This is a genomic window from Ferrimonas futtsuensis DSM 18154 (assembly GCF_000422645.1).
Lineage (GTDB): Bacteria > Pseudomonadota > Gammaproteobacteria > Enterobacterales > Shewanellaceae > Ferrimonas > Ferrimonas futtsuensis.
In genome coordinates this window covers 1-23,555 of the sequence record NZ_AUGL01000010.1, presented here as the reverse complement: position 1 = coordinate 23,555, position 23,555 = coordinate 1, and the positions used below count along the sequence as shown (strand labels likewise).

Below are 23,555 nucleotides of genomic sequence, written 5' to 3'. Positions count from 1 at the left end.
AGAATTGCAAAAGTCGACATTGGGTAATTCGCATCGTTGAATTTTGTGAATGTTCTGTGCTGGACGCAATTCCCCGAGGATTACGCTGGCGAAGGGTTGCCTCACTGGTGTGATGGTGTTGATTTGCTAGGATTGGCGCGCGCATTCATCTTTTTGGCGATCTCTGTTCAGGGGTGACGGCCATCAACTCCCGCAGTGGCTCAGATACCTACCATGGCTGCGACCACAGTGATGATGGTTTTACGGAGATGATAATGATGAAAACACTTAAGGCGCCCTTGGCGCTGTTGATTGCGTCGGCCCTGATGATGGGCGGTTGCGGGGATGGCGACGATGGCAAGGATGGACAGCCAGGGCAACCGGGACAGCCGGGCGACCCTGGTGCGCCGGGCAGCGTCGGCCTGCATATCGACATGGCTCAGGAAGCCATCGCCGAGATAAAAGGGGCAACTTACGCAGAGGGTATTATTACCCTGGAGTTTGAGCTGACCAATGCCCAGGGCATTGGCCTGTATGGGCTGGATGGCAGTAACCCTTTCCATGACTTCCGTTTTTCGGTGGCGCAGCTGGCGGCAGAGGGCAACGTCAAACAGTGGCAGTCGCTGCTCAATGAGACCACCAACGATGCCGGCACCACCTTTGAGCAGGGGTTTGAGAAACTGAACGACTGCCCTGATTGCCTTCAGGACAACCGAGATGGCAGTTACAGCTACCGATTCCACACCAACCTGTTGCAGTGGCAGGATCCTGCGGGCATCGCTTTCGATCCGGCGTTGACCCAGAGGTTGGCCATTGAGATGCAGTTCGAGTATGACTCCGGTCATGAGCTGGCTGAGAATGCCCATTATGACTGGATTCCTGCCAGTGGCGCTCAGGAGGGGGTGGAGACCCGGGAACTGCTGCTGATGGAAACCTGTTATACCTGTCACCAGCCCGACAGCCTGAAGGCCCATGGTGGACGGCGCCTGGATCTGGAGAATTGTCAGTCCTGCCACAATGGACTGGTGTCCGATCCTGAAGGGGTCTCAGTGGAGCTGGGCCACATGATTCACGCCATCCACATGGGGCCGAATCGTCAGGGCAAGGATGACCAGGGCAACGTGGTGCCCATGCCCTATACGGTGTCCGGCTATCACGGCCCCCATGCCTTCGATTACCCGGCGTTTCCCACCAAACCCTTCATGGATTGCACCGTCTGTCACACCGGGGACGAGTCCCTGGCCGATGCCGACCTGTGGCTGAAGGATGCCAACGCCAACGCCTGCATCGGTTGTCATACCGACAGCCCGGCACAGCACAACTCGGCCAAGAATCCACAGCTGGCCTGCACCGATTGCCACAGCGGCGTAGACCACCGCAAGCATGGCGCTCCCTATGACGCTGCGGCAGGCTATTCGGTGACGGTGTCGAACATCCTGGTCAATGCAGACAACCTGCTGGAGATGGACATTCAGGTCACCGATGCAGAGGGCGGCCTGGTCACCATCGATGAGGTCTACCAGCAGGGGTACTCCAATCCCTACATTGTGGTGAGCTGGGATGTGGAGAAGGACTACCCGGCGCAGCTGGTGACCCTGGCGGGTGAGGGCTTTAGTGAGGGCACCACCTATGAGCATCGCCGTTTCAGCCTCAAGGGTGACGGTTCCACCACCTACGCCGATGGCACCTTCCATCTGACCACCGAGAAGGTCAAGCGGGGAACCACCTACACCCTAGACCTGCCTGCAGATATCGCCCAAAGAACCCTGGAGGTTCTGCCTCTGGTGAAGGTGTGTTTCGAGGCAAACAGTTCGGTTCGTACCGATTGCAGCAGCGAGGGGGCCTACCCGGCCTATGTTCAGAGTGCGCCGCTGCGCACCATTCTGGGGGACAGTGAAGCCCAGGTGCCTCAGCGCCGTGCCATCATCGATGAGGCCAACTGCCTGGGTTGCCACTCCAAGGAGTTTTATCACGACTCCAATGGTGCCAACTGCATCGCCTGCCACACCAATGACAAGAAACTGGTCGACGTTGAGGTGGACCATCAGCCTACCGGCTACCTGAAGTCTTCCAGTTTCATGTACAAGGCCCACAAGGCCGAGGGGCATGACAATGGTCACGGTGGCAGTGGCACCCTGCTCAAGACCGATTGCATGACCTGTCACTCTGCGGAGCAGGGATGGGGAGGCTTCGATTACGGCTTTGAATTGGGGCGCAATGCCGGCAGCGCCCTGACGGTGCCCAGCACAGTCAAGGAGAAGGATGTGGCCCAGACCTGGTACGCCTCTCCCGACGTGGGTGCCTGCATGAGTTGCCACCAGAAGTATCTGTCCGATGCGGCCATGTCTCACATGATCAGCAACGGTGGTTACTTCGGTGACGACAAGGCCCAGGCCCAGGCGGCTCAGGAAGCCTGTGCCGTGTGCCACACCCCTGACAAGGTGATGGCCCACCATGGCCATAAGCTCTAAGTATCATCATTACTTTCAGTGACTCAAAGCGCCCGAAAGGGCGCTTTTTTTGCGCCACAAAAAAGGCCGTCCCACCGGACGGCCCTTTGAATCGACACTTTTTAGTAGTGCCAGGGGAACTTGCCGAAATCCTGGTCACGCTTCTCCAGGAAGGCGTCGCGCCCCTCCTGTGCCTCTTCGGTGCCATAGGCCAGACGGGTGGCTTCACCGGCAAACAGCTGCTGGCCCACCAGGCCGTCGTCCGGCAGGTTGAAGCCGTACTTGAGCATGCGCATGGCGGTGGGGGACTTGGAGTTGATCTCCTTGGCCCAGCGAAGGGCTTCCATTTCCAGCTCGGCGTGGGGCACGGACTTGTTGACCATGCCCATCTGGAAGGCTTCATCGGCGCTGTAGTTAAAGCCACAGAAGAAGATCTCCCGGGCACGCTTCTGGCCGATCATCTTCGCCAGGTAGGCGGAACCGTAGCCGGAGTCGAAACTGGCCACATCCGGATCGGTTTGTTTGAATACCGCGTGCTCTTTGGAGGCCAGGGTCAGGTCGCACACCACGTGCAGGCTGTGTCCGCCACCGACGGCCCAGCCGGGCACTACCGCGATCACTACCTTGGGCATAAAGCGGATCAGGCGCTGGACTTCCAGGATGTGCAGGCGGCCCATGCGGGCTACATCGGCCTTACCCTTTTCTTCACCTTCGTACTTGTAGCCATCTTTGCCTCGGATACGCTGGTCGCCGCCGGAGGAGAAGGACCACTGTCCCTTGGCGGAGGGACCGTTGCCGGTCAGCAGCACGCAGCCAACATCAGACCACTGGCGGGCGTGGTCCAGCGCCAGATACAGCTCGTCCACCGTCTTGGGACGGAAGGCGTTCAGACAGTCTGCGCGGTCAAAGGCGATGCGAACCGTGCCCTGGTCCTTTGCTCTGTGATAGGTGATGTCTTCGAAGTCGAACCCTTCCACCTCCTCCCACAGGGAGGGATCGAAGATGTCAGATACCGGGTTGCTCATAGGGTGTTCCTTGTATTTTCATTGGCCAAAAGTGTAGGGCCTGTTGAACTTTGCTGAGTCGTCTTGCGCCAACATTTGGCTGTTGTGAAGCCAAATAGATTGGTCTTCATTCGGTCTGGGTGAGCTGTTGGCGATGTCGTTGCGCCCTTCGGGGCCGACTTAACGGCAGCCACTCAGCGTTGTTCGATCTTGACGTAGATGCAGTACCAATACAAAGTGATATCTGCGAGCTCAGTTGAAATCAAACGCAGCATGAAGTCCGTTTGACTCAACCCGCAGGGAAGTTGCCCTGAGAGCTGACTCTGTGTTGTGACTCCTTAGAAGGGCAATACCATTCCTTCAGAGTCACGCCTTGATTCATCACTCATGGCAACTTCTGAGCGACACAGCCACCACATTGTGTTGGTACCCTGCCTGCCATCGCACGCCTTGATTGGCTACCGTCACTCTCGGCCAAGCCCTTGCACCAAAGATCATCAGACCCTAGGCCTAAAGCTCAGCAGGGTCAATGGCTCAGGCCTTGGGGAGTGATCCCTGTTCATCGATCAGTGCCTGCAGCAGCGGCAGGTCCGCCGGTGCCAGGGTGGCCAGGTCCACCTGGGTGGGTTCCACCCACAGGTAGCGGTCGTGACTGCCGGTCAGTTGGATGGGTTGAGGGGACCAGTGACAACAGTAGCCATGCAACCTGACCCCCTTGCTGCCGTAATGGTGCTCTGAGGTGCCCAGGTGGTGACCAACTTGTTGTTCGATGCACAACTCCTCTTTCAGTTCCCTGGCCAGGGCCTGTTGCAGGGTTTCTCCCGGCTCGCACTTGCCACCGGGAAACTCCCACAGCCCGCCCTGGCTGCCATCGGGGTGGCGGCGGCATAACAACAACTTGTCCTGATGGACGATCAGGGCGCAGGCGACTTCCAGCATTGGGGCTCCTTCCGAAAAACGAGGATTAAGTGTGCGGATTTCCGAGGGGAATGCAAGGGATTGATCCCTTCTGAAAAAATGTGATCTGGGATACACTTTTGCCTTGGATTCAATAGTCTTCCGTGGGAAGAGCAAGTAAGGAGTGCTGGTGTTATGCCAAGAGAGGAGAAGGATTTGAGTCGCCCCTGGCTCAAGGGGTGGATTGCCCTTATCTATCTTCCCCTGGGGATTCAGATGATGTTCTGGATGATGGCCCTCGGCCTGGTGGATTTCAGTCTGCCTCAATCATTGGCGGCGGTGCCGATGGCCCTGGTGAGTTACTATGCCTCCATCACCATACTGCTCTATCCGGCGTTCTACCTCTATGGGTTGTTCTACTCCCTGCACCAGAATCGCTGTGGGCTTGCCGCGCCTAAAGTGATGCTGGCCAGCCTCATCCCCTTCCTGAGTGCCGCTCCCTGCCTGCTGGTGGGGGAGATAGGTGCCTATTTCTCTGGAAACTGACGAGTAACGAGGGAGTTGGATCACACTGTTTGCGGTGATCGATACTCCGGGGTGTCAGCTGGGTTTAGACTGCGGTTGCTTACCCAAGAGTCGAGGTTCCCATGCACGCCACCATCGCCACCGTTGTCAGCGCTCAGCTGGTCAATCAGGATGTCTACCACGTACGTCTGCGCCCACACAGCCCCATGGCTGCGCGAGCCGGGCAGTATGTGGAGGTTTGTCTGGACAATGGTTGGTGCGTTCCCTACTCCATGGCCAATGACCCTCAGCCAGGGGGCGAGCTGGAGATGTACATTCAGCACTTCCCCGAGGGCAAAGCCTGTGATCAGGTGATCAAGACCCTGACCAGTCGCTCCGAGGTGTCCATCCTGGTGGACGGCGAGATCGTTTATGAAGAGCAGTGGGACAATGATCCTCTTATTGTGCTCAGTGCCGGCTGTGGCATCAGCCAGTCGCGCAGCGTGATTGAGCACCGACTGGCCGGCAACAGCGCCCAGCCTGTCTACCTGTGTTGGGGAGGGCGAGATGAAAATGAACTGTTCGAACTGCCACAACTAGAGCAGTGGCTGGACGATCGTCGCTTTATGGCGGACCTGGCTCTGGAGAATCCGCCAGAAGGGTGGAGCAACAGCCAGGGCTATGTGGTCGACGTGGCACTGCAGCGCCTGGGCTGGATGACGCCGCTGGAACGAAGCCGTGCCCGGGTGGTGCTGACCGGTTCGCCCACCATGGTGGATGCCACCATGGCTCGCTTGGTGCAGGCGGGCTTCAGGCGTGACCGTTTGCTGGCGGATCAGGACTTTTACGCTCCGCGTACTTTGACACCGCTGACTGCAGAAGTCGTCTAGCCGGTTCAGTCCAGCCAACTGATTTTTAAGGGACGCCTCGGCGTCCTTTTGTCGTTTTCCTGCCAAAACGGCGAAGCCGTGCCACACTTTACCTCTCGGGCTGAGGTAAACAGATGACTCTGAAAAGGCTGGCGTTACTGCTATCCATGGTGTTGATACTGGTGTTGGTGGCGAGTTACTGGCTGATTCGCATGCTGGTGATCGTCCCCATGCTCGAAAGAGAGGTAGCAACCTTGCAGTGGCATGAAACCCTGACGGTTCGCCAGTACTTCTCTCAACAACAGATGCTGCTTACTGAGCTGGCGGCTTCACCAGGTTACGACCGATGGGCCAAGGGGGTGCTGACCGGAGGGGAGACCACTCCCAGGTTGACCAGGGGGGTGGAGATCGCCCTGGTGTACGGCCCTGACCTCACCCTGAAGAGTTTCGTTGCCCATACCACTCAGGAGCCGCAGCATTTTCCGATGCTGGTGGAGGAGGTTGCCTACGAGCGCGCCAGGTTGATGCCTGCCATGCTGCCGGAACGTGAGATGTCCACCTCCGGTCTGCTGTGGGTGGAAGAGGGCCTCTACAGCTACAGCGCCTCTACCGTTTGCAGCATGGAGAAACTGGGGTGCAGCCTCGGCTACCTGATGTTGCTAAAGCCCCTCAGGGCCAGTGAGATAGAGGCCAGCTTTGCCACCCTGGGCATCAAGGTGTCAGCCCGCCCTACCACATTGGATGACCTGTCCCGCCCCGGGCTGATGACCCTGACCGAGTTCGATACGCCCGCCCATCAGCGGGAACTGCTTGTCAGGGACAGCCTGGCCAAGGGGGCCTGGGTGGTCACTCTCGCCTACTCAGCACAGGTGAAACATGGGGTGGAGCAGCGGGAGTGGATTGCTTTCGTTCTGTTGGTGCTGTTGTTGCCTGCCACCAACTTCCTGTTGTGGAGGGTCTTTGTTACTCCCATAGAGTTTGGCAGCGCCCAGCTTCGACAGATGGAACGTGAACGCCAGTACCGAAAACTTACCGTCAACATGTACGTGCGGGAGTTCCAGCATCTGGTCAATGCCTTCAATGGCTTGATCGGTCGGGTAGAGAAACAGCGTAAGCAGTTGCAGGATCTCAGTCAGACCGATTCATTGACCGGGCTGGCCAATCGGCGGGGTATGGATCACTTTGCCGTTCGCGAATGGCGGCGTCTGTGCAGAGCCAAGTATGGTGCCGCGGTGATGATGCTGGATATCGACGACTTCAAAGCCTACAACGACGAGTTTGGCCATCAGGCGGGGGACGACTGCCTGGTGTGCGTGGCCAGAGAGATTAAGCGGGTGGCCCGGCGTGGTGAGGATATCGCCTGTCGTTACGGTGGGGAGGAGTTTTGCATCATCTATGTGGAGGTGTTGCCCGAAACGGTGGCGAAACTGGCAGAGAATTTGAGGGGCCACATCGAGCGACTGCACAAGTCGACCGCCCTGCTCAAGCGCCCGATCAGTGCCAGCATTGGCGTAGCTCTGATTGAACCCGGAGCGGATCTGACCAAGCAGTTTCAGGAGTTTGACCAGTTGGTGCGCATTGCCGATCAGCAGCTGTACCTGGCCAAACAGCATGGCAAAAACCAGGTGAAGATGTGGCGGCTGTCACCAGCCGCCAACGACAGGCCCAACTAGAGAGTCAACAGGTCGGCACTGCGTACGGCGCAGGTGGGCCTGAGGAAGTGGGCGAAGCGCAGGGTATAGCCACAGCTCAGGGGCTGAATGGCCTGGTCTACGCAGATCACCCCGGGTTGGTGATCCAGATGCAGCTCCTGACTGAAGCTGATCAGATCGTAACTGTCTGGTTGCAGAGTCTTCAGCAGGGCATTCAGTACCTGGCTGGCCTCTTCACCTTCCAGGTTGGTTTCGAAACTGACGTAGGAGCTGTTTTCCTGCGGGGTGATGTGCATGGTGGCGTAGCGATCGCCGCGGATGGCATTCATGGAGTAGCCAAAGGGCTCGAACAGAAAGTCATCCAGCTGGAAACCGGGCAGAAGTGCTTCCCAGTTCAGCCTTTGACGGATCCCCTCCAGAGTTTGCTCGTCACTGCGCAGATACTCTGCATTGGCACCGTTGATGTGGTACATCAGCAGCTCTACCGTGGCATCGTTCTCATTCGGCTGGTAGGGACGATCCAGGTGGTAGATGTAGTTGTGATGCCCGTCGAGATAGCCCAGTTGGTAGCCCACCCCTTTGACCTGTTGCTGCAGCGCCTTCACATCCTCTTCGAAGGAGCTCCTTTGCAGGTGGGACTGGTACTCGTTCTTGCGCTGATAACTGAGCATGGCCAGGTTGTCGGTACAGAAACGCTCCAGGAAGCTGACTACGGCGTCCACCAGGGTGGTGGTGCCGCAAGTGAGCATCAGGAAACGATCTTCCCAGACGAACAGGCTGGATTCACTCAGCAGATAGGCATCGCACTCCTCGTTGTGCACAGAGGAGAGAATGGTGGCATTGGCCTTGGCAACGATCTGCTGCCAGAATTCGCGTTCCAATTGTCTGAGTGAAGGCTGACCCGGCTGGAGAACCACCTCGATCTTCTTCTCAGACCCTTCGAAAAAAAGCATGATTGCTCTAACTCCTGTTGAAGGTCGGACAGGTTACTTGAGTGCACGCCGTCCTGATTATCGGTTTAGCAGATGACGCTCTGCTTCCCCCCAACAAGTTTGGTGACCGTCCGGTTGAACCGGACCGAAAGTCACCTCCCCATATTCGGCTTGCCGCGTTCGGACCCCTTTGAGGTTGCCCAATTTTTACGCCGTTTCACAAGCCGGAGCTGGATTATACACAAATTCTCAACCAGGCCCAGAACCCTGTCCTAGACTTACAGCATAGAGGCAAAAAACGGCGGCATCATACCCTTGGTATGGGCCGCCGCGGTTGTCTCTCAAGGATGGAGAACCGGTATTTTGGGGGAGGTTCCAATGACAAAATGGATTGCCTGGCTGGGGGCGGCGGTGCTGTTTCCCGTCTCTGCGCAGGAGCCGCATCACACTTTTGAATTGGTCAGCAACCACTGCCAGGAACAGGAGTGTCTGCTGCTGTGGACCTACCAGGGCCGCTATGCACCAACTGGGCCGCAGCTGCTGGATCTCTACCGCCAGGGAGAGCGTTTTGGCCGGGGGGCCATCACCCTGGAGGAGGACATTGTCAGCCGAACCCTGCTGATGAGAGTGGAGCGCGTTCTGCCTTCAGAACCTCTGGGTGAAGCCGGAGACCCCTGTGATCAGGGGCAGTGCGCGCCCTGATCAGGCTGGCACTGGGCGATAATAAAATCCCGCAGCCAGCGGTGGGCCGGGTCCGCAGAGAGGTGGGCAGGCCAGCCGAGCAGGTTGCTCAGGGGCTCCATCTTTAACGGCAGCGGCAACTTCACCAGATTGTGGCTTTCAGACACCCGGTTAGCAAAGCTGCGGGTGCAGGTGAATGCCAGGTCGCTGTGCTGACACAGCAGTGCGGCTGAGTAGAAGTCCGAGGTGCGCATGGAGGCGGTGATCTGATGGCCGGTTTCCGCCAGCACCTGATCCAGCAGCCAGGAGTCACTGCCCTCACACTCGATCTTCAGGTGGGACAGCCCAACGTACTGTTCCAGATTCCACTCTTTTCCCAGCACCGGGTGCTGGTCATGCACCAGGCAGACATGGTCGTCCCTGCTCAGCTCTACATATTCCAGATTCTTGGGCAGACTGCCGATGTGAAAGGGGTGGGGGGAGCGTGAGTCGTTGTCCCTGGCGAAGATGGCCAAGTCCACCTCCCCTTTGCACAGCTGACGCAGGCCGACGGTATCCCAGTTCTTGGTCTCCAGCATGAGGCCTGGGGCCGCCGCCATCATCGGCCCCAGGAAACGGGTGAGCAGAGTGGCGAAGCAGGTCTCGGTCAGGGCCAGGCGGAAGCGCCGCTGGCTGTTGGCAGGCTCAAACCCCTGGGGCTCCAGAATCTCATCGGCCAAGGCCAGCCAGGTTCTTACCTGAGGCTCCAGAGCGCGTGCCCTGGGGGTGGGGGTGAGCCCCTTGGGGTGGCGGACAAACAGGGGATCCCCCAACTGCTGCCGTAGCCTGGCCAGCTGCTTACTGACTGCCGACTGGGTCAGGAACAGTTTCTCGGCGGTGCGGGATACGCTCCTTTCCTCCAGCAGGGTCAACAGGATTCTGAGCAGGTTCAGGTCGGTATGACGGATCATGATATTCCTTGCTGGACTATCGGGTTAGGATTATTGGTCATTTTATTTCATATCAGGCGTTCCCTACAATAGACGCATCGACGTTTAAGGAGTAGTCATGCGTTTAACCAACCCTCTGCCGCTGTTCATGATGATGGTGCTGTTTTCACCCCTGGCCATCGACATCTTCCTCCCCGCCATTCCTCAGATGGCCGAGGCGTTGTCGGTACCTGTGTCCTGGGTGCAACAGAGCCTGCCCATGTTCATGCTCTCCTTCGGCATAGGGCAACTGCTGGCCGGTCCCCTGGCGGACCGTTACGGCCGCAGGCCGGTAGCGCTGACCGGAACCCTGCTCTACATCCTGACCTCCTCCATGGCGGCCCTGGCGTCCGATTACGCGCTGCTGATGGCGGCCCGGCTGGGCCAGGGCTTCTCAGCCTGTGCCTTGTCTGTGGCGGCCTTTGCCGGTGTGCGCGACTTCTTTGGAGCCGAGCGTTCCAAGCCAATGTTCAGCTATCTCAACGGCGTCATCTGTATCGTCCCGGCGGCAGCCCCCCTGTTGGGTGGCCTCTTGACCCACTGGTGGGGCTGGACCGCCAACTTCTGGTTTATGGCCGGCTATGGTGTCCTGGTCAGTGCAGTACTCTGGCTGATGTTGCCTGAGACCCGGCCAGCGAGTACCCGCAGCGAAGGCAGGCTGCTCTCCTGGAGCCGCTACGCCAGTGTGCTTGAGGTGGAGGCGTTTCGCTTCTACGCGGTACTGGCCCTGCTGGGGATGGCGATGATCATTGGCTATGTGGCCCAGTCGCCTAGCAGGCTGATGGTGGAGTTGGGCCTTGATGCCCGTAGCTACGCCATCTGGTTCGGGTTCAACGCGCTGATCAACATCGTGGCGGCCTTTGCGGCGCCCAAGGCGGTGGCCTGGATGGGACAGAAGCGCGCCCTGTGGTTTGGCGTGGTGCTGATGGCTCTGGCGGGGATGGCGGAGTTTGCTCTGCGCGGCCTGATGACCCCCATCGCCTTTATGGGACCGGTGTTTGTCGCGTCTGTGGCCTTCTCCTTCCTGATTGCCATCTGCGCCGGCAGTGCCCTGGCCCCCTTCGGCGACCGGGCCGGTACCGCTTCGGCGTTGCTGGGACTGTTCCAGATGACCGGCGCCGCCATTGTCGTTGGCCTGTTTGGTGCCAGTGGGCTTAGTGCGGTGGAGCAGTTGTCACTGATGATGGCTCTGCCCCTGATCTGGGTGTTGCTGCGCGGTCGTCGCCAGCCGTTGGAACCTCAGGTGGAAGCGGCCTGATGAGTTTGCAGGCCCGAGAGAGACCATAAAAAAACGGCGCCATAAGGCGCCGTTTTGTTTTTCTGCTGGGTCCTTAGCGGGACTTCACATAGGGCACACCCACAGACTTGGGTGCCACGGAGCGGCCGATGAAACCTGCCAGCAGCAGCACAGTCAGAATGTAGGGCAGCACCTCGATAGCCTGAACCGGTACTTCACCCACGCCGGGCAGGGACACGCCCTGCAGACGGATGGCAACGGCATCCAGGAAGCCGAACAGCAGGCAGCCCAGCATCACGGTCAGCGGGCGCCACTTACCGAAGATCAGCGCCGCCAGGGCGATAAAACCCTTACCCGCACTCATGTTGGGTACGAAGCCGGCGTTCTGACCGGTGGACAGGTAGGCACCGGCGATGCCGCAGAGGATGCCGGCGATGATCAGCGCCCGGTAGCGCAGCCAGGCCACGGAGATACCGGCGGTGTCCACCGCGTGAGGGTTTTCACCCACAGCACGCAGGCGCAGGCCGAAGCGGGTGCGATACAGGATCCACCAGCACACGGGCACCAGCGCAAAGGCGCCATACACCAGCAGGTTGTGCCCGGACAGCAGGGTCGAGTAGAGCCCGCCAATCAGGGGAACGTCTGCCAGGGCGTCCGCAAACGGGAAGGTGATGGGGTTGAAACGCTGCTCATCGGTCAGGGTTGGCGTCTGACCACCCAGGCCGAACCAGTAGCGGCCCAGGGTGATGGTCAGGCCTGCAGCCAGGATGTTGATGGCCACACCGGACACCACCTGGTCACCATTGTGGGTCACAGAGGCGAAGGCGTGGATCAGCGCCATGCAGATGCCCACCAGGATGGCAGCCAGCAGGCCCAGCCAGACGCTGCCGGTGGCCGTGGCGGTGGCGGCCGCGGCGAAGGCCGCGGACAGCATCTTACCCTCCAGGGCGATGTTCACCACGCCGGAGCGCTCGGAGAACATGCCAGCCATGGCGGCCAGCAGCAGAGGGGTGGATACCCGCAGGGTGGCGTCGAGGATCAGGATAATATTCTCGTACATAGCTTAGGCCTCCGCAGTCTGCTGCTTGCTGGATGATACAGCGGCGAAGAACTTCTCCATGTAGGGCTTGAGCATGTACTCAAGAGCACCACAGAAGAGGATCACCAGGGCCTGAACCACCACCACGATGTTACGGTCCAGCTCAGGGTATTCGAACGCCAGCTCGGCGCCCCCCTGGAACAGCAGGCCGAACAGAATGGACGCCAGGATGATGCCGACCGGGTGACCACGACCCATCAGCGCTACGGCGATACCGGTAAAGCCGTAACCGGCCACGAAGTCCAGTTTGATCTGACCGGAGTAACCCTGCACCTCGTTGATGCCCACCAGGCCAGCCATGGCACCGGAGATCAGCATGACGATAACGGTCAGCTTCTTGGGATCAATGCCGCCGTAGCGGGCGGCGGTGGGGTTGCTGCCCATGGCGCGGATGGCGAAGCCCCAGCGGGTGTGCCACAGCAGGACCCACAGGAAGAAGCCGGTCAGCAGGGCGATGATGAACGCCAGGTTCAGCGGAGACTCTTCGATGGTGATGCCAAACCAGCCCATGATCTCATGCATGAAGGGCAACTGGGCACTCTGTTCAAACACCCGGGAAACCGGTGCCATCTGGCCGTCCAGTTTCAGCACGTTCACCATCAGGTACACCATCAGCGAGGAGGCGATGAAGTTGAACATGATGGTGGTGATCACGATGTGAGAACCGCGATAGGCCTGTAGGTAGCCAGGGATCAGTGCCCACAGGGCACCGAACACCATGCCGGCGACCATGGTGATGGGCAGCAGGGCCCAGAAGGGCAGGGCTGAGTCCAGGGCCAGACAGGCCAGACCCACGCCCAGGCCACCGATGTAGGCCTGACCCTCACCACCGATGTTGAACAGCCCGGCGGAGAACGCCAGGGCCACACACAGGCCGGTGAAGATAAAGTTGGTGGCGTAGAACAGGGTGTAACCAATACCCTCTTCGTAGCCCAGTGCACCGTACAACATCACCTCGGCGGCTTCGACAGGATCGATGCCAATAAACATGAAAACCAGGGCGGATACGGCGAACGCCAGGGTGACGTTCAACAACGGCAGCAGGCCTACATTGGCCCACGCCGGCATTTTGGAGTCGCTCACGCTGCATCTCCTTCGGCCGAATTGGCCTGTTTCAATTCATCTGGAATAACGTTGGCCATCATCATGCCCAGAATTCGTTCATTGGCCTTGTCAGCCTGGACTTCACCCACCACCTGGCCGTCAAACATCACGATGATGCGGTCGGACAGGGAGAGGATCTCATCCAGCTCAACGGAGACAAGCAGCACGCCCTTGCCTTCGTCGCGCAGCTCGATAAGGCGCTTGTGAATGAATTCGATGGCACCGATGTCCACACCACGGGTAGGCTGACCCACCAGCAGTACATCAGGGTTCTGGTCCACCTCACGGGCGATGATCAGCTTCTGCTGGTTACCACCGGAGAACAGAGAACTGCGCAGATTGGGGTTGCGCGGCCGCACATCCCACTCATCCATCAGGCGCTTACACTCAGACTCGATGACCCCTGTCTTGGTAAGAACCTTGCCGTTGTACTTCTCTTGCTCGTGGTAGCCCAGAAGGGCGGACTCTTTGGCGGCGAAGGGCTTGACCAGACCCATGGCCAAACGATCTTCGGGTACGTGCGCCACCCCCATCTCCCGTACCGAGGCCGGATCGCTGGGGGTGTCTGCAGAGATGGTGGTGTCGCCGATAACCACCATGCCACTGGTGGGGGTGAGTAAGCCGCTTAACACCTCCATCAGTTCGGACTGGCCGTTGCCGGATACACCAGCGATACCCACGACCTCGCCGGCCTTGAGTTCGATATTGACGCTCTTGAGCAGCTCTACGCCGCGGCTGTCCACCACGCGCAGATCTTCGGTTTTGAGCAGGGTCTGCTTGGGCTTGGAGGCTTCTTTGTCCACCTTAAGACGCACCTTGCGACCCACCATCAGTTCCGCCAGCTCCTCTTTGTTGGTCTCTTTGGTGACCACGTGGGAGACCATGGCGCCCTGGCGCATTACCGATACGTTGTCGGTGGCCGCGAGGATCTCCCGCAGCTTGTGGGTGATCAGCAGGATGGTGACCCCCTGATCGCGCAGGGCATCGAGGATGCGGAACAGGTGATCGGTTTCCTGGGGGGTGAGCACACCGGTGGGCTCATCCAGGATCAGGATTCGGGCACCTCGGTAGAGCGCCTTGAGGATCTCAACCCGCTGCTGCAGACCGACAGGCAGCTCTTCGACCAGGGCGTCCAGAGGCACGTCCAGCTGGTACTCCTTGGCGAGACGAGTCAGCTCTTTACGGGCTTTGGTCAGGCTCCCTGCCAGCATTGCGCCTTCCTCAGCGCCCAGGACTACGTTCTCAAGTACGGTGAAATTGTCTACAAGCATGAAGTGCTGGTGCACCATGCCGATGCCTGCCTCGATGGCGGCCCGGGAGGTCTTGATGCTGCACTTGTTTCCGTCCACCAGGATTTCACCTTTGTCGGCCTCGTAGAAGCCGTAGATGATGTTCATCAGGGTGGACTTACCGGCGCCGTTCTCGCCGATGATGCCATGGATGGTCCCTGCGGGGACCTGAAGGTCGATATTGTTGTTGGCGTGTACTGCGCCGAAACGTTTGTCGATGCCTTTTAGTTCCAGGGCGAACGGTTTTTCAGTTCGATCTGACATAGCAGAGTTCTCTTTGCTATCTGGCATGAGATGCTGGGAGGGGAAAGCCCGGAGAGGCGGACCTCTCCGGGTTTGGAGCGGTAAGCTTAGTACTTACAGGTGTTGTCGCTCATGTAATCGTGAACCACGATGTCGCCAGACTTGATCTTGGCGGCGATGTCGTTCAGCTGCTTCTCCATCTCAGGAGAAACCAGGGAGCGGTTGTAGTCGTCCAGAGCCCAGCCTACGCCGTTCTCTTTCAGACCCAGGGCGTTGATGCCAGCGTCCCACTTGCCGTTCTGAGCGTCGGCAAACATCTCGTAGGTTGCCAGACCAACACGCTTAACCATGGAGGTCAGCATGATGCCTGGGTGCAGGTAGTTCTGGTTGGAGTCTACGCCGATGGCGAACTTGCCTTCGTCCTTAGCGGCTTGGTAAACACCCACACCGGTACCGCCGGCGGCGGCGAATACGACGTCAGCGCCTTTGGTGAACTGGGACTTGGCCAGCTCGGAACCACGGGCTGGATCGTTCCAGGCAGCAACGGTGGAACCGGTCATGTTCTGGAATACTTCGGCGTCTTTGTTGACGAACTTGGCACCCTGCTCGTAGCCACAGGCGAACTTACGGATCAGAGGGATGTCCATGCCGCCAACGAAGCCCAGCTTCTTGGACTCGGACTTCATGGCTGCCAGAGCACCTACCAGGAAGGAACCTTCGTGCTCTTTGAACACGATGGACTTAACGTTTGGCAGATCTACAACGGAGTCGATGATGACGAATTGGCTGTCGGGGTACTTCTTGGCCACTTTTTCCAGGGCGGTGCCGTACATGAAGCCTACAACTACGATGGGGTTGAAGCCGCGCTTAGCCAGACGCTCCAGACCCTGCTCACGCTGAGCATCGTTGGCAGGTTCAAACTCACGGATCTTCATACCTTTGTCGTTGTTGAACTGGGTTACACCATTTTCAAAAACTGCCTGGTTGAAGGACTTGTCGTACTTACCGGTTACGTCATAGGCCACGGCAGGTTTGAAGTCTGCTGCGCCGGCGACGAAGGATGTCAGAGCCAGAGTTACTGCGGCCGCAGTAGAGGCGATTGCTTTCATCATCTTATCCTCGCGATTGTAGTAATTTTCTTTAAGCAACTTTTATCCAGAAAAGTTGATGTCACAGCCATATACCGACACTGCTCCTCCATCAAGCGGCGAATATGACTTCCCTTGGCTTGTGTGACCTGAATCACGTTATTTTTGATCCCGGGTTAAATAATCGCCGATTTTACGTTTATTTTGCTCTGAAAGTGACTGACGGAAAAAACATCGTTCGTGGTAATATTACGAAAAAAGCATAAGTTAGGGCGGAAAGATACCGGGTTTTGCCAGTTGGGTTAACGACAATTTTGGGTGTTTAAAACGAAGTTTTACTCCAAGGAGTCACTGCCGAGTCTATGTGAATGGGTATTCAGCACGGTGGTCTGTCCTGTGTTATTGAGAGGTGGCGGGATGACTAAACAGGCGTTTGTGCCAGTCCCCGCCGATGCCGGTTTCGATCCACCGCCTGGCATGGTTCTTCCACACGGCGGTCAGCCTGGGGTGCTCTGCCAGCAGGGTGAGATCCTCCCGGTGGAAGGGCTGGCCATAAAGGATTGTGTTGCACCGTGCCAGGGTCAGCCCCCTGGGGTCCCTCTCGACCCGCTCCAGGGTGTCCCCTGAGTCAATTTCGCCCTCCTCGATAACCCTGAAGAACCAGCCACAACGATGGGTCAGCTGAACCTGCAGGGCCATGTGGCCGTAGTCAAAGCGGGTGTTGAGCTTGTGACAGGGGCAACGAGGTTCGCTCACCTCCAGCAGGGTTCCCCCCAGGCGGAAGCGATCGCCGACACAGACGGTGTGTTCGGTCCAACCCTGGCCACAGAGGTTTTCACCGAAGGCGCCAGCCTCGAAAGGGGTTGGTGCGGCGGCCAGCCCCAGGCTCTGCCAATAATGGGCCCAGAACTGGTAGTGCTCCTCCGGGTAGTAATGCAGGGCACGATCGGCGCCGCCATGAAACCTGGGGTCGGCCACGTCGTCACCGGGCAGTCCCAGAACAGAGCAGAACAGCGCTCCGTTGACGGGTTGTTTATGGATGGCGCTGTGGCCATCACCGAAGGGGCGGCTGGTGCCGGTAAGCAGGATCATCTTTCCTCCTGAACGCGAGTGATACAAAAAAGGCGCCAACGGGCGCCTTTTCTTCGATGGGTCGAAGCTTACTGCTCCTCGACGCCCATCTCCTGTTTCTCCTGGGAGGGGATGCCCAGCAGTTCCACCTCGAACACCAGGGCTGCATTGCCAGGGATGGACTGGCCGGCGCCACGTTCACCGTAGGCCAGATCGGAGGGGATGTACAGTTCGTACTTGGAACCCACGTTCATCAGCTGCAGGCCTTCGGTCCAGCCCTTGATCACGCCGTTCAGCGGGAAGCTGATGGACTCGCCACGCTTGTAGGAGGAGTCGAATTCGGTGCCGTCGATCAGGGTGCCGCGGTAGTGCACTTCAACGGTATCGGTGGCGGCAGGTTTGGCGCCTTCGCCCTCGGTGATGACTTTATACTGCAGGCCGGACTCGGTGACGTTCACGCCCTCTTTCTTGGCGTTTTCTGCCAGGAAGGCTTCGCCTTCAGCCTTCACGGCTGCAGTTTCGGCGGCTTCCTTGGCCTGGGCGGCTTCGGCGATCTTGGTGTCAAATGCCTGCAGCAGCTGGCCCATCTCCTCTTCGCTCAGCTGGTTGTTGCCAGCCAGGCCTGCCTTGATACCCTGGAGAACCAGCTCACGGTCCACGGAAATCTCCAGCTCGTTCAGCTGGTCCAGGCTGCTGGCCAGGTTACCGGCGAAAGAGGCGCCGATGGCGTAGGCGATCTTCTGATCTTCGGTGTCCAGCTTAACCTGTTCTGCCTGAGTATCGGCGGCTTTATCCTGACAACCGGCCAGAGCGACGGCTGCGGCTACCAGGCCGATCTTAAATAGAGTGCGCATTGGATTCTCCCTAAAAACATCCCAACTACTATTAGGGCTAACCGCCCATTATGCAAGGGTTATTCGTATAAACAGGGGGTATGACCGGTGATTGGACCCAGGGTTCCCGAAATTTGTCTTTGCCGCTTTGAATTTTGGCCAGAAGGTGACGGCCAGCAATCAAATGCTGGTACACTCCATCGGTTACTTTGTTTACTTCTGGAATTGAGAACTGATGGCCCTGAAAGCGACGGTGTTCCGTGCCCACGTCGAGTTGGCGGATATGGATCGCCACCAATATCTGAGTGAAAGTCTGACTCTGGCCCGCCACCCTTCGGAAACCGACGGCAGGCTGATGGTGCGGCTGCTGGCCTGGTGCATGTATGCCGGGGAGAAGCTGGAGTTTACCAAGGGCTTGTGTGCTGATGACGAGCCGGAGCTGTGGCTGAAAAACGATGCCGGAGAGATCGAGCTTTGGATTGAGCTGGGACAGCCGGATGAGAAGCGCCTGAAAAAAGCCTGTGCCCGTGCCAGGCAGGTGGTGCTGTTCAACTATGGTGAGCGTTCTGCTCAGGTGTGGTGGCAGCAGAACCAGGGTAATCTGGCCCGCCATGACAACCTGACCATCTGGAGCCTGTCCGATGAGGCGTTCAATGGCCTGGCGGATCTGGCGGACAGAAACATCCGCCTGCAGGCCAATATCATGGATGGCCAGTGCATGCTCTCCACCGAAACCGGCTCCGTCTCAGTCGAGCCTGAGTGCCGTCAGCGCGCCGGTTAAGGGGATCAGGCGACCACAAAGCCTTCGATTCGGGAGAGCCACTGCTGCCACTGATGGCTCTTCTGCTCCAGCTCATGCTCAGACTCCAGCAGCGCCGGGTGGGCGCCCCAGATGGGGCCAGGCCAGGCGTCATCGCTGGCAAACCTGGCCACGTGGTGCAGGTGCAGTTGAGGCACCATGTTCCCCAGTGACGCCACATTCACCTTATCCGGGCTCAGCACCTCCTCCATGATTTCGGCGACCTGACAGGATTCGCGCATCAGTTGCTGCTGCTCGGCGTCACTCAGGTGGTGGATCTCCTTAATGTCATTGCGTTCAGGGATCAGGATAAGCCAGGGATAACGACCGTCCTTGGAGAGCCTTACCTGACACAGGTTCAGGTGGCCAATCAACATGGAGTCTTGCTCCAGCCTTTCGTGTAGCTCAAACATAGTCTCTCCTAAAACTTGAATTGGCCGACCAGGCCGGCAGTCTCACCATCATAGTAGGGAGCGATGGCCAGATCCGGGTGCGGCGACACAATAAAGTGGTTGAACGCCATGCCGATGGCGGCACCGGCGAGTACGTCCACCACTTCGTGGTTGTCGGTCTGGACCCGGGCATAGCCGGTGTAACCAGCCAGAAGGTAGGCCGGCAGGGCGTATTGCCAACCATAGCGGCGGTGCAGGAAACCGGCGCTGGAGAAGGTGAGGGCGGCGTGACCGCTGGGGAAGGCATCGTTGTCCTTGCCGTTGGGGCGCTCCTTGTCGACCGCTGCCTTCAGGGCGTAGGTGGTCAGGGCGGTGGCACCCAGGCTGTAACCAAACTGCCAGAGCCCCTCTTCATCCTCCTCGACGAAGTAGGCGATGGATGCTGCCGCCGCCGGCAGGGCAAACTCCAGCAGGTCACTGCTGTTGTCAGTAAAGGAGGCGTTGGCCCCAAAGCTGGCGATAAATGCCAGAGATACTAAGAGATTTTTCATAAAAAAAAGCTGCCCTCCAAGAAGGAGGGCAGCTTATCAGACCTGGGTGTTAAGCGGAATGACCCGCTCAATACCTGTTAGTCGTTGAATTCGCGGCGCGGGCGCTTGCCCTGATAACCGTCGTTGCGGCGACCGCGGAACTCGCCATCCTCGCGACGACCACGGAACTCACCTTCGTTGCGACGAGGGCGGAATTCACCGTCGTTGCGGCGAGGGCGGAATTCGCCATCTTCACGACGAGGGCGGAATTCACCTTCGTTGCGGCGGCCACGGGAGTCACCGTCGTTGCGACGACCACGGAACTCACCATCACGGCGACCGCGGAACTCGCCATCGCGGCGTGGACGGCGGTTGTCATCGCGATCCCGAGGCGGGATCTGCTCAGAGGTGATCTGGCCGTCTATCTGGCGGTTGCGGATGCGGATCTTACGCATGTCGTTCTGAACGTAAGGAGGCATGTTCTGAGGCAGCTGCACCAGTGTGTGGGCATCGAACAGGCGGATTTGACCGATGAGACGGCTCTCCAGCTGCAGCTCGTTGGCCAGAGCGCCAACGATGTCCTTCACCTGGGCACCATGCTCGCGACCAACGGCCAGGCGATAGGTGTCGAAATTGATGTTCTCGCGACGTGGACGACGATCATCGCCGTCGCGGTCACGGCGCTCGGAACGCTCGCGACGCTCGAAACGCGGCTCTGGATCCGGCTTAGGCTTCAGAGGCTTCTTACGTTGGCGTTCGAACAGCAGGGCGGCGGCCAGGCTGAGAATGTCCTTCTCGGTCTTCTCGGCCATTTCGGTCAGCATGCTCTTCAGCTCTTCCAGGTCACGCTCGTCGATGCAGGTGGTCAGCTCCTCCTGCAGACGGCCAACCCGGTGACGGCCCAGCTCTTCAGCGGTCGGCAGATCCATAGGGATGATGGTGCCCTTGGTCTGACGCTCGTAGTTGCGCAGCAGGCGCATTTCGCGTGGGCGGGCAAACAGGATCGCTTCACCTTCACGACCGGCACGGCCGGTACGGCCAATACGGTGCACGTAGGACTCGGAGTCCATGGGCAGGTCGTAGTTCACTACGTGGGTGATGCGGGGCACATCCAGGCCACGGGCGACAACGTCGGTGGCGATCAGGATGGAGATGCGACCCTTATGCAGCTGAGCAACGGTGTGTTCACGCTGCTGCTGGCTCATGTCACCGTTGAGGGCGGAGGCCTTGAAACCCAGACCATTCAGGTGGGCGGCCAGATCGACGGTGTCACCACGGGTGCGCACAAACACGATCATGGCGTCGTAGGGCAGGGTCTCTGCCAGACGCTCTAGGGCGGTCTGCTTGGAAACGCCGGTAACCTTCCAGGCTTTCTGGGTAATGTTGGCCTTCGCGTTTACATCTGCAGCGATCTTGACGTGTTTAGGATCTTTCAGGAAGCGCTGGGCGATGCGACGGATCTGCTGAGGCATGGTGGCGGAGAACAGCGCCATCTGAGTCTCGGAGTCCAGGTGCTCGAGGATCCATTCGATATCTTCGAGGAAGCCCATGTTGAGCATCTCATCGGCTTCGTCCAGCACGCAGCAGCTGACCTTCTCCAGATCGATGCTGCCACGGCGAATGTGGTCCATCAGGCGGCCGGGAGTGGCCACGACTACCTGGCAGCCACGCTCCAGATCACGCAGCTGAGGGCCGTAGGGCTGGCCACCGTACAGGGTGGTTACGCGCAGGCCGCGCAGGTTTACAGCGAACTCTTCCAGGGATTTGGCAACCTGAATTGCCAGTTCACGGGTCGGGGCGAGCACCAGCATCTGAATGTGGCGCTGGCTGGGATCTATACGGGCCAGCCCGGGCAGACCAAAGGCAGCGGTTTTACCGGTACCGGTTTGGGCTTCACCCAGAATGTCGTTGCCCTCAATCATGTAAGGGATGGCTTGGGCCTGAATCGGCGTGGGGGCGGTAAAGCCCAGGTCAGTAACGGCCGCAAGCAGAGGAGCCGGCAGATTTAAGCCAGCAAAATCAATAGTGGTATCAGACATGTATATCCAGTCAGGTTGTCGCAGCTTGGCTGCGAAGCGGAGCAACGAGGCATTAGCCCAAACAACAACCCATTTAGAGCCGCCCTGGCCGGCAGACGTTGTATGGCGCTAATAGCCTCCCAATAAGGGAGATAGATCCCGAGGGCGCGCATATTACTCTTTGTAGAGCTAAAAGCAAGTGTTTTGATGAAAAAAACGCCAAAGAAAATTGAGCCTAGCCATAAATCTAGCCAAAGAGGCTGAAATCCCTTCGGAATTCAGCCTTTGTTACCAGGAGCGGGTCACGACTCGTCTGAGAGGGCCTCTGTTTCGCGCTTCAGTGCCCGGCCCAGGGCGGGGCGCAAAGACAGCCTTGAGCGGTAGCTTTCGAGCTTTTCCGGTAAGGGCATCTTAAAACTGTGAGCCCAGTTAAGGGTGTGGGCCAGCAGAATGTCGGCCACGGTGGGGTTTTCCCCCAACAGGTAGCCCTGTTCCGGTACCCAGGGCTCGATCAGGGAGACGGCCCGGGCAAATTCCCAGGTTGCGGTCTCAATGACCTGAGGAACCCGTAACTCCTCAGGCAGAGCAAATTTGTGTTTGCCTATGGTCCAAAGGGGTTGTTCCAGCTCGCATAGGGTAAAGAGCAGCAGCTGATGATGTCGTGCGCCGTCGTCTGTGCCAGGCTGGGGTAGCCAATGATTACCATATTTCTCCGCCAGGTGCAGACAGATGGCACCAGACTCCAACAGGGTCAGTTCGCCATCGGTCAGTGCGGGTACCTTGCCTGCGGGGTTTACGGCCAGAAAATCGGCGCTGCGGTGTTCCCCTTTGTTGAAGTTGACCAGGGAGTAGTGCCACTCCAGTCCCAGCTCCTCCAATAGCCAGGAGATTCTCAGTGAGCGGGTGCGGGGGAAACCATAGAGGGTGATCATAGATGCTCCATATCCTTGGGGTGACTGCCTTTTAAGCTAGTGGCTATGGGGCGGATTGGCAATGACGGGGGGAATCAGGCCGCCAGCGGCGGCCTGGCAAGCTTTAGAAGGTGATGGTAGCGCCCAGGGTATACATCCAGGTGCCATCGAGCACATCCAGGTACTCTACTTCGCCACGAAGGGCAAAGCTGCCCAGCTCGAACTCCAGCCCAACGCCACCGGCAGCATCGAAGCCGTCATCGCTGCTACTGCTGTCACCGATGTCGATGTCAGAGTCCCAGTAGATGCCGCCTATCTTACCGAAGACCCTGACCGGGCCCAGGGGAATGCCGGCAACGGCAAAGATATCCAGCCCATAGGGGTCGACCTTGGTGCCAGAGTCTGAAGGGGAGCCCAGATCCACATAGCCACCTTCGACGGCCAGAAGACCGCTGAACTGGTAGCCGCCGAAGATTTTCCAGGCAAAGTCGTTCTCATCGAAATCGAAGTCGCCCAGATCCGGATCCGCGCCATCCTGTTCGATACTGGCCGAGCCCAGAGATGCGCCCATATAGAAGCCTTCGTCTTTGGCTTGGGCAGAGGTGGTAGCAAAGGCCAACAGCAGGCCCAGTGTCAGTGCACTTAGTGATTTGTTCATCATCAATTCCTTTTGTTGCTCTATTTGAGTGCTCCCGTACTGTGCGGGTGCTGTTTGAGCCTAGTAAAGAAGCTGATAAATACAAGTTCGCTGCAAAATGCGGGTTTTTTCCGACATTTGGGCCGAAGAGAGGGAGGGTTTCGCAGCGATGTTGGCCAGTTGAAGTCTTGCGCTTGGGAATTGGTACAGCCGCTAAACGAAAAAAGCGTCAATGTTGCGGTGGGGACGCCCGGTCGAGCGCTTCTCTCTAATATGGTGCCTCGACCCGGCAACGGAGGGAGGAACGACCGGAGTAACATCGCTTGCGATGGCCCGAAGGGCGGAGTGCCTGGATGCACGGAGTGAAC

Annotated in this window: 22 protein-coding genes; 7 read left to right on the top strand and 15 right to left on the bottom strand. The window is 58.6% G+C overall.

Annotated elements, in window-relative coordinates; genetic code table 11:
• Positions 1–254: 254 nt before the first annotated feature.
• A complete protein-coding gene (locus G505_RS0108405) occupies positions 255–2,450 on the top strand; it encodes an OmcA/MtrC family decaheme c-type cytochrome (RefSeq protein WP_211219951.1) in 2,196 nt (731 codons plus the stop codon).
• A gap of 101 nt (positions 2,451–2,551) precedes the next feature.
• On the opposite strand, the gene G505_RS0108400 is transcribed toward G505_RS0108405, so the two are convergent.
• Positions 2,552–3,454, bottom strand: a complete 903-nt coding sequence (locus tag G505_RS0108400; protein ID WP_028109157.1) for a 1,4-dihydroxy-2-naphthoyl-CoA synthase — start codon at positions 3,452–3,454, stop codon at positions 2,552–2,554.
• Positions 3,455–3,967: 513 nt separating this feature from the next.
• Complete coding sequence (locus tag G505_RS0108395) at positions 3,968–4,372, bottom strand: (deoxy)nucleoside triphosphate pyrophosphohydrolase (protein ID WP_028109156.1); 405 nt, start codon at positions 4,370–4,372, stop codon at positions 3,968–3,970.
• Positions 4,373–4,546: 174 nt separating this feature from the next.
• Here G505_RS0108395 and G505_RS0108390 point away from each other — a divergent pair, with 174 nt between their 5' ends.
• The 3 genes from G505_RS0108390 to G505_RS22410 all read left to right on the top strand — a co-directional run bounded on the left by G505_RS0108390 (position 4,547) and on the right by G505_RS22410 (position 7,376).
• Positions 4,547–4,876, top strand: coding sequence for a hypothetical protein (locus G505_RS0108390; RefSeq protein WP_169628204.1), 330 nt, complete (start codon positions 4,547–4,549; stop codon positions 4,874–4,876).
• A 101-nt stretch (positions 4,877–4,977) separates the two neighbouring features.
• Positions 4,978–5,724 carry a ferredoxin reductase domain-containing protein gene (locus tag G505_RS0108385; protein WP_028109154.1) on the top strand — a complete coding sequence of 249 codons (747 nt, stop codon included), beginning with the start codon at positions 4,978–4,980 and terminating at the stop codon, positions 5,722–5,724.
• Positions 5,725–5,837: 113 nt separating this feature from the next.
• Complete coding sequence (locus tag G505_RS22410) at positions 5,838–7,376, top strand: sensor domain-containing diguanylate cyclase (protein ID WP_051216001.1); 1,539 nt, start codon at positions 5,838–5,840, stop codon at positions 7,374–7,376.
• On the opposite strand, the gene G505_RS21015 is transcribed toward G505_RS22410, so the two are convergent.
• Positions 7,373–8,308, bottom strand: coding sequence for an adenosylmethionine decarboxylase (locus tag G505_RS21015; RefSeq protein WP_035385225.1), 936 nt, complete (start codon positions 8,306–8,308; stop codon positions 7,373–7,375). The two genes, G505_RS22410 and G505_RS21015, sit on opposite strands and share 4 nt — an antisense overlap.
• A 357-nt stretch (positions 8,309–8,665) precedes the next feature.
• On the opposite strand from G505_RS21015, the gene G505_RS0108370 reads away from it, so the two are divergent.
• Positions 8,666–8,989, top strand: coding sequence for a hypothetical protein (locus tag G505_RS0108370; RefSeq protein WP_028109153.1), 324 nt, complete (start codon positions 8,666–8,668; stop codon positions 8,987–8,989).
• Here the strand turns inward: G505_RS0108370 and G505_RS0108365 are convergent.
• Positions 8,968–9,918, bottom strand: a complete 951-nt coding sequence (locus G505_RS0108365; protein WP_028109152.1) for a LysR family transcriptional regulator — start codon at positions 9,916–9,918, stop codon at positions 8,968–8,970. The two genes, G505_RS0108370 and G505_RS0108365, sit on opposite strands and share 22 nt — an antisense overlap.
• A gap of 97 nt (positions 9,919–10,015) precedes the next feature.
• On the opposite strand from G505_RS0108365, the gene G505_RS0108360 reads away from it, so the two are divergent.
• The gene (locus G505_RS0108360) at positions 10,016–11,194 is read left to right on the top strand and encodes a multidrug effflux MFS transporter (RefSeq protein WP_035385224.1); all 1,179 of its coding nucleotides are present in this window, start codon (positions 10,016–10,018) and stop codon (positions 11,192–11,194) included.
• A gap of 73 nt (positions 11,195–11,267) precedes the next feature.
• Here the strand turns inward: G505_RS0108360 and G505_RS0108355 are convergent, their stop codons facing one another.
• The 6 genes from G505_RS0108355 to fkpA form a co-directional block, all read right to left on the bottom strand.
• Positions 11,268–12,233 (bottom strand): ABC transporter permease, encoded by a 966-nt coding sequence (locus G505_RS0108355; RefSeq protein WP_028109150.1) that lies wholly within the window; start codon positions 12,231–12,233, stop codon positions 11,268–11,270.
• Positions 12,234–12,236: 3 nt separating this feature from the next.
• Positions 12,237–13,355, bottom strand: a complete 1,119-nt coding sequence (locus G505_RS0108350) for an ABC transporter permease (protein WP_028109149.1) — start codon at positions 13,353–13,355, stop codon at positions 12,237–12,239.
• Entirely contained in the window at positions 13,352–14,929 is a 1,578-nt protein-coding gene (locus tag G505_RS0108345; RefSeq protein ID WP_035385223.1) for an ABC transporter ATP-binding protein, read from the bottom strand. The genes G505_RS0108350 and G505_RS0108345 overlap by 4 nt, the downstream gene beginning before the upstream one ends.
• A gap of 86 nt (positions 14,930–15,015) precedes the next feature.
• Positions 15,016–16,020: a BMP family lipoprotein gene (locus G505_RS0108340; protein ID WP_035385237.1), complete on the bottom strand. Its 1,005-nt coding sequence runs from the start codon at positions 16,018–16,020 to the stop codon at positions 15,016–15,018.
• 375 nt (positions 16,021–16,395) lie between these two features.
• Entirely contained in the window at positions 16,396–17,088 is a 693-nt protein-coding gene (locus G505_RS21010) for an MOSC domain-containing protein (RefSeq protein ID WP_051216000.1), read from the bottom strand.
• A 68-nt stretch (positions 17,089–17,156) separates the two neighbouring features.
• Entirely contained in the window at positions 17,157–17,921 is a 765-nt protein-coding gene (fkpA, locus tag G505_RS0108330; RefSeq protein ID WP_028109146.1) for an FKBP-type peptidyl-prolyl cis-trans isomerase, read from the bottom strand.
• A 214-nt stretch (positions 17,922–18,135) separates the two neighbouring features.
• Here fkpA and G505_RS0108325 point away from each other — a divergent pair, with 214 nt between their 5' ends.
• On the top strand, positions 18,136–18,681 hold the full coding sequence (locus tag G505_RS0108325) for a YaeQ family protein (protein ID WP_028109145.1): 546 nt from the start codon (positions 18,136–18,138) through the stop codon (positions 18,679–18,681).
• Positions 18,682–18,686: 5 nt separating this feature from the next.
• Here G505_RS0108325 and G505_RS0108320 read toward each other — a convergent pair whose 3' ends face one another.
• The 5 genes from G505_RS0108320 to G505_RS0108300 all read right to left on the bottom strand — a co-directional run bounded on the left by G505_RS0108320 (position 18,687) and on the right by G505_RS0108300 (position 23,208).
• Positions 18,687–19,112, bottom strand: coding sequence for an HIT domain-containing protein (locus G505_RS0108320; RefSeq protein ID WP_028109144.1), 426 nt, complete (start codon positions 19,110–19,112; stop codon positions 18,687–18,689).
• 8 nt (positions 19,113–19,120) lie between these two features.
• Positions 19,121–19,642, bottom strand: coding sequence for a phosphatase PAP2 family protein (locus tag G505_RS21005; protein WP_051215999.1), 522 nt, complete (start codon positions 19,640–19,642; stop codon positions 19,121–19,123).
• 77 nt (positions 19,643–19,719) lie between these two features.
• The gene (locus tag G505_RS21000; RefSeq protein WP_035385222.1) at positions 19,720–21,660 is read right to left on the bottom strand and encodes a DEAD/DEAH box helicase; all 1,941 of its coding nucleotides are present in this window, start codon (positions 21,658–21,660) and stop codon (positions 19,720–19,722) included.
• A 281-nt stretch (positions 21,661–21,941) separates the two neighbouring features.
• Positions 21,942–22,571 carry a glutathione S-transferase family protein gene (locus G505_RS0108305; protein WP_028109143.1) on the bottom strand — a complete coding sequence of 210 codons (630 nt, stop codon included), beginning with the start codon at positions 22,569–22,571 and terminating at the stop codon, positions 21,942–21,944.
• 103 nt (positions 22,572–22,674) lie between these two features.
• On the bottom strand, positions 22,675–23,208 hold the full coding sequence (locus tag G505_RS0108300; protein ID WP_028109142.1) for an outer membrane beta-barrel protein: 534 nt from the start codon (positions 23,206–23,208) through the stop codon (positions 22,675–22,677).
• Positions 23,209–23,555 lie beyond the last annotated feature (347 nt).

Excerpts from the sequence above, each read along its gene's own strand:
- G505_RS0108405 (WP_211219951.1), top strand. The coding sequence starts at position 255 with ATGATGAAAACACTTAAGGCGCCCTTGGCGCTGTTGATTGCGTCGGCC.
- G505_RS0108400 (WP_028109157.1), bottom strand. The coding sequence starts at position 3,454 with ATGAGCAACCCGGTATCTGACATCTTCGATCCCTCCCTGTGGGAGGAG.
- G505_RS0108395 (WP_028109156.1), bottom strand. The coding sequence starts at position 4,372 with ATGCTGGAAGTCGCCTGCGCCCTGATCGTCCATCAGGACAAGTTGTTG.
- G505_RS0108385 (WP_028109154.1), top strand. The coding sequence starts at position 4,978 with ATGCACGCCACCATCGCCACCGTTGTCAGCGCTCAGCTGGTCAATCAG.
- G505_RS22410 (WP_051216001.1), top strand. The coding sequence starts at position 5,838 with ATGACTCTGAAAAGGCTGGCGTTACTGCTATCCATGGTGTTGATACTG.
- G505_RS21015 (WP_035385225.1), bottom strand. The coding sequence starts at position 8,308 with ATGCTTTTTTTCGAAGGGTCTGAGAAGAAGATCGAGGTGGTTCTCCAG.
- G505_RS0108370 (WP_028109153.1), top strand. The coding sequence starts at position 8,666 with ATGACAAAATGGATTGCCTGGCTGGGGGCGGCGGTGCTGTTTCCCGTC.
- G505_RS0108365 (WP_028109152.1), bottom strand. The coding sequence starts at position 9,918 with ATGATCCGTCATACCGACCTGAACCTGCTCAGAATCCTGTTGACCCTG.
- G505_RS0108360 (WP_035385224.1), top strand. The coding sequence starts at position 10,016 with ATGCGTTTAACCAACCCTCTGCCGCTGTTCATGATGATGGTGCTGTTT.
- G505_RS0108355 (WP_028109150.1), bottom strand. The coding sequence starts at position 12,233 with ATGTACGAGAATATTATCCTGATCCTCGACGCCACCCTGCGGGTATCC.
- G505_RS0108345 (WP_035385223.1), bottom strand. The coding sequence starts at position 14,929 with ATGTCAGATCGAACTGAAAAACCGTTCGCCCTGGAACTAAAAGGCATC.
- G505_RS0108340 (WP_035385237.1), bottom strand. The coding sequence starts at position 16,020 with ATGATGAAAGCAATCGCCTCTACTGCGGCCGCAGTAACTCTGGCTCTG.
- G505_RS21010 (WP_051216000.1), bottom strand. The coding sequence starts at position 17,088 with ATGATCCTGCTTACCGGCACCAGCCGCCCCTTCGGTGATGGCCACAGC.
- fkpA (WP_028109146.1), bottom strand. The coding sequence starts at position 17,921 with ATGCGCACTCTATTTAAGATCGGCCTGGTAGCCGCAGCCGTCGCTCTG.
- G505_RS0108325 (WP_028109145.1), top strand. The coding sequence starts at position 18,136 with ATGGCCCTGAAAGCGACGGTGTTCCGTGCCCACGTCGAGTTGGCGGAT.
- G505_RS0108320 (WP_028109144.1), bottom strand. The coding sequence starts at position 19,112 with ATGTTTGAGCTACACGAAAGGCTGGAGCAAGACTCCATGTTGATTGGC.
- G505_RS21005 (WP_051215999.1), bottom strand. The coding sequence starts at position 19,642 with ATGAAAAATCTCTTAGTATCTCTGGCATTTATCGCCAGCTTTGGGGCC.
- G505_RS21000 (WP_035385222.1), bottom strand. The coding sequence starts at position 21,660 with ATGTCTGATACCACTATTGATTTTGCTGGCTTAAATCTGCCGGCTCCT.
- G505_RS0108305 (WP_028109143.1), bottom strand. The coding sequence starts at position 22,571 with ATGATCACCCTCTATGGTTTCCCCCGCACCCGCTCACTGAGAATCTCC.
- G505_RS0108300 (WP_028109142.1), bottom strand. The coding sequence starts at position 23,208 with ATGAACAAATCACTAAGTGCACTGACACTGGGCCTGCTGTTGGCCTTT.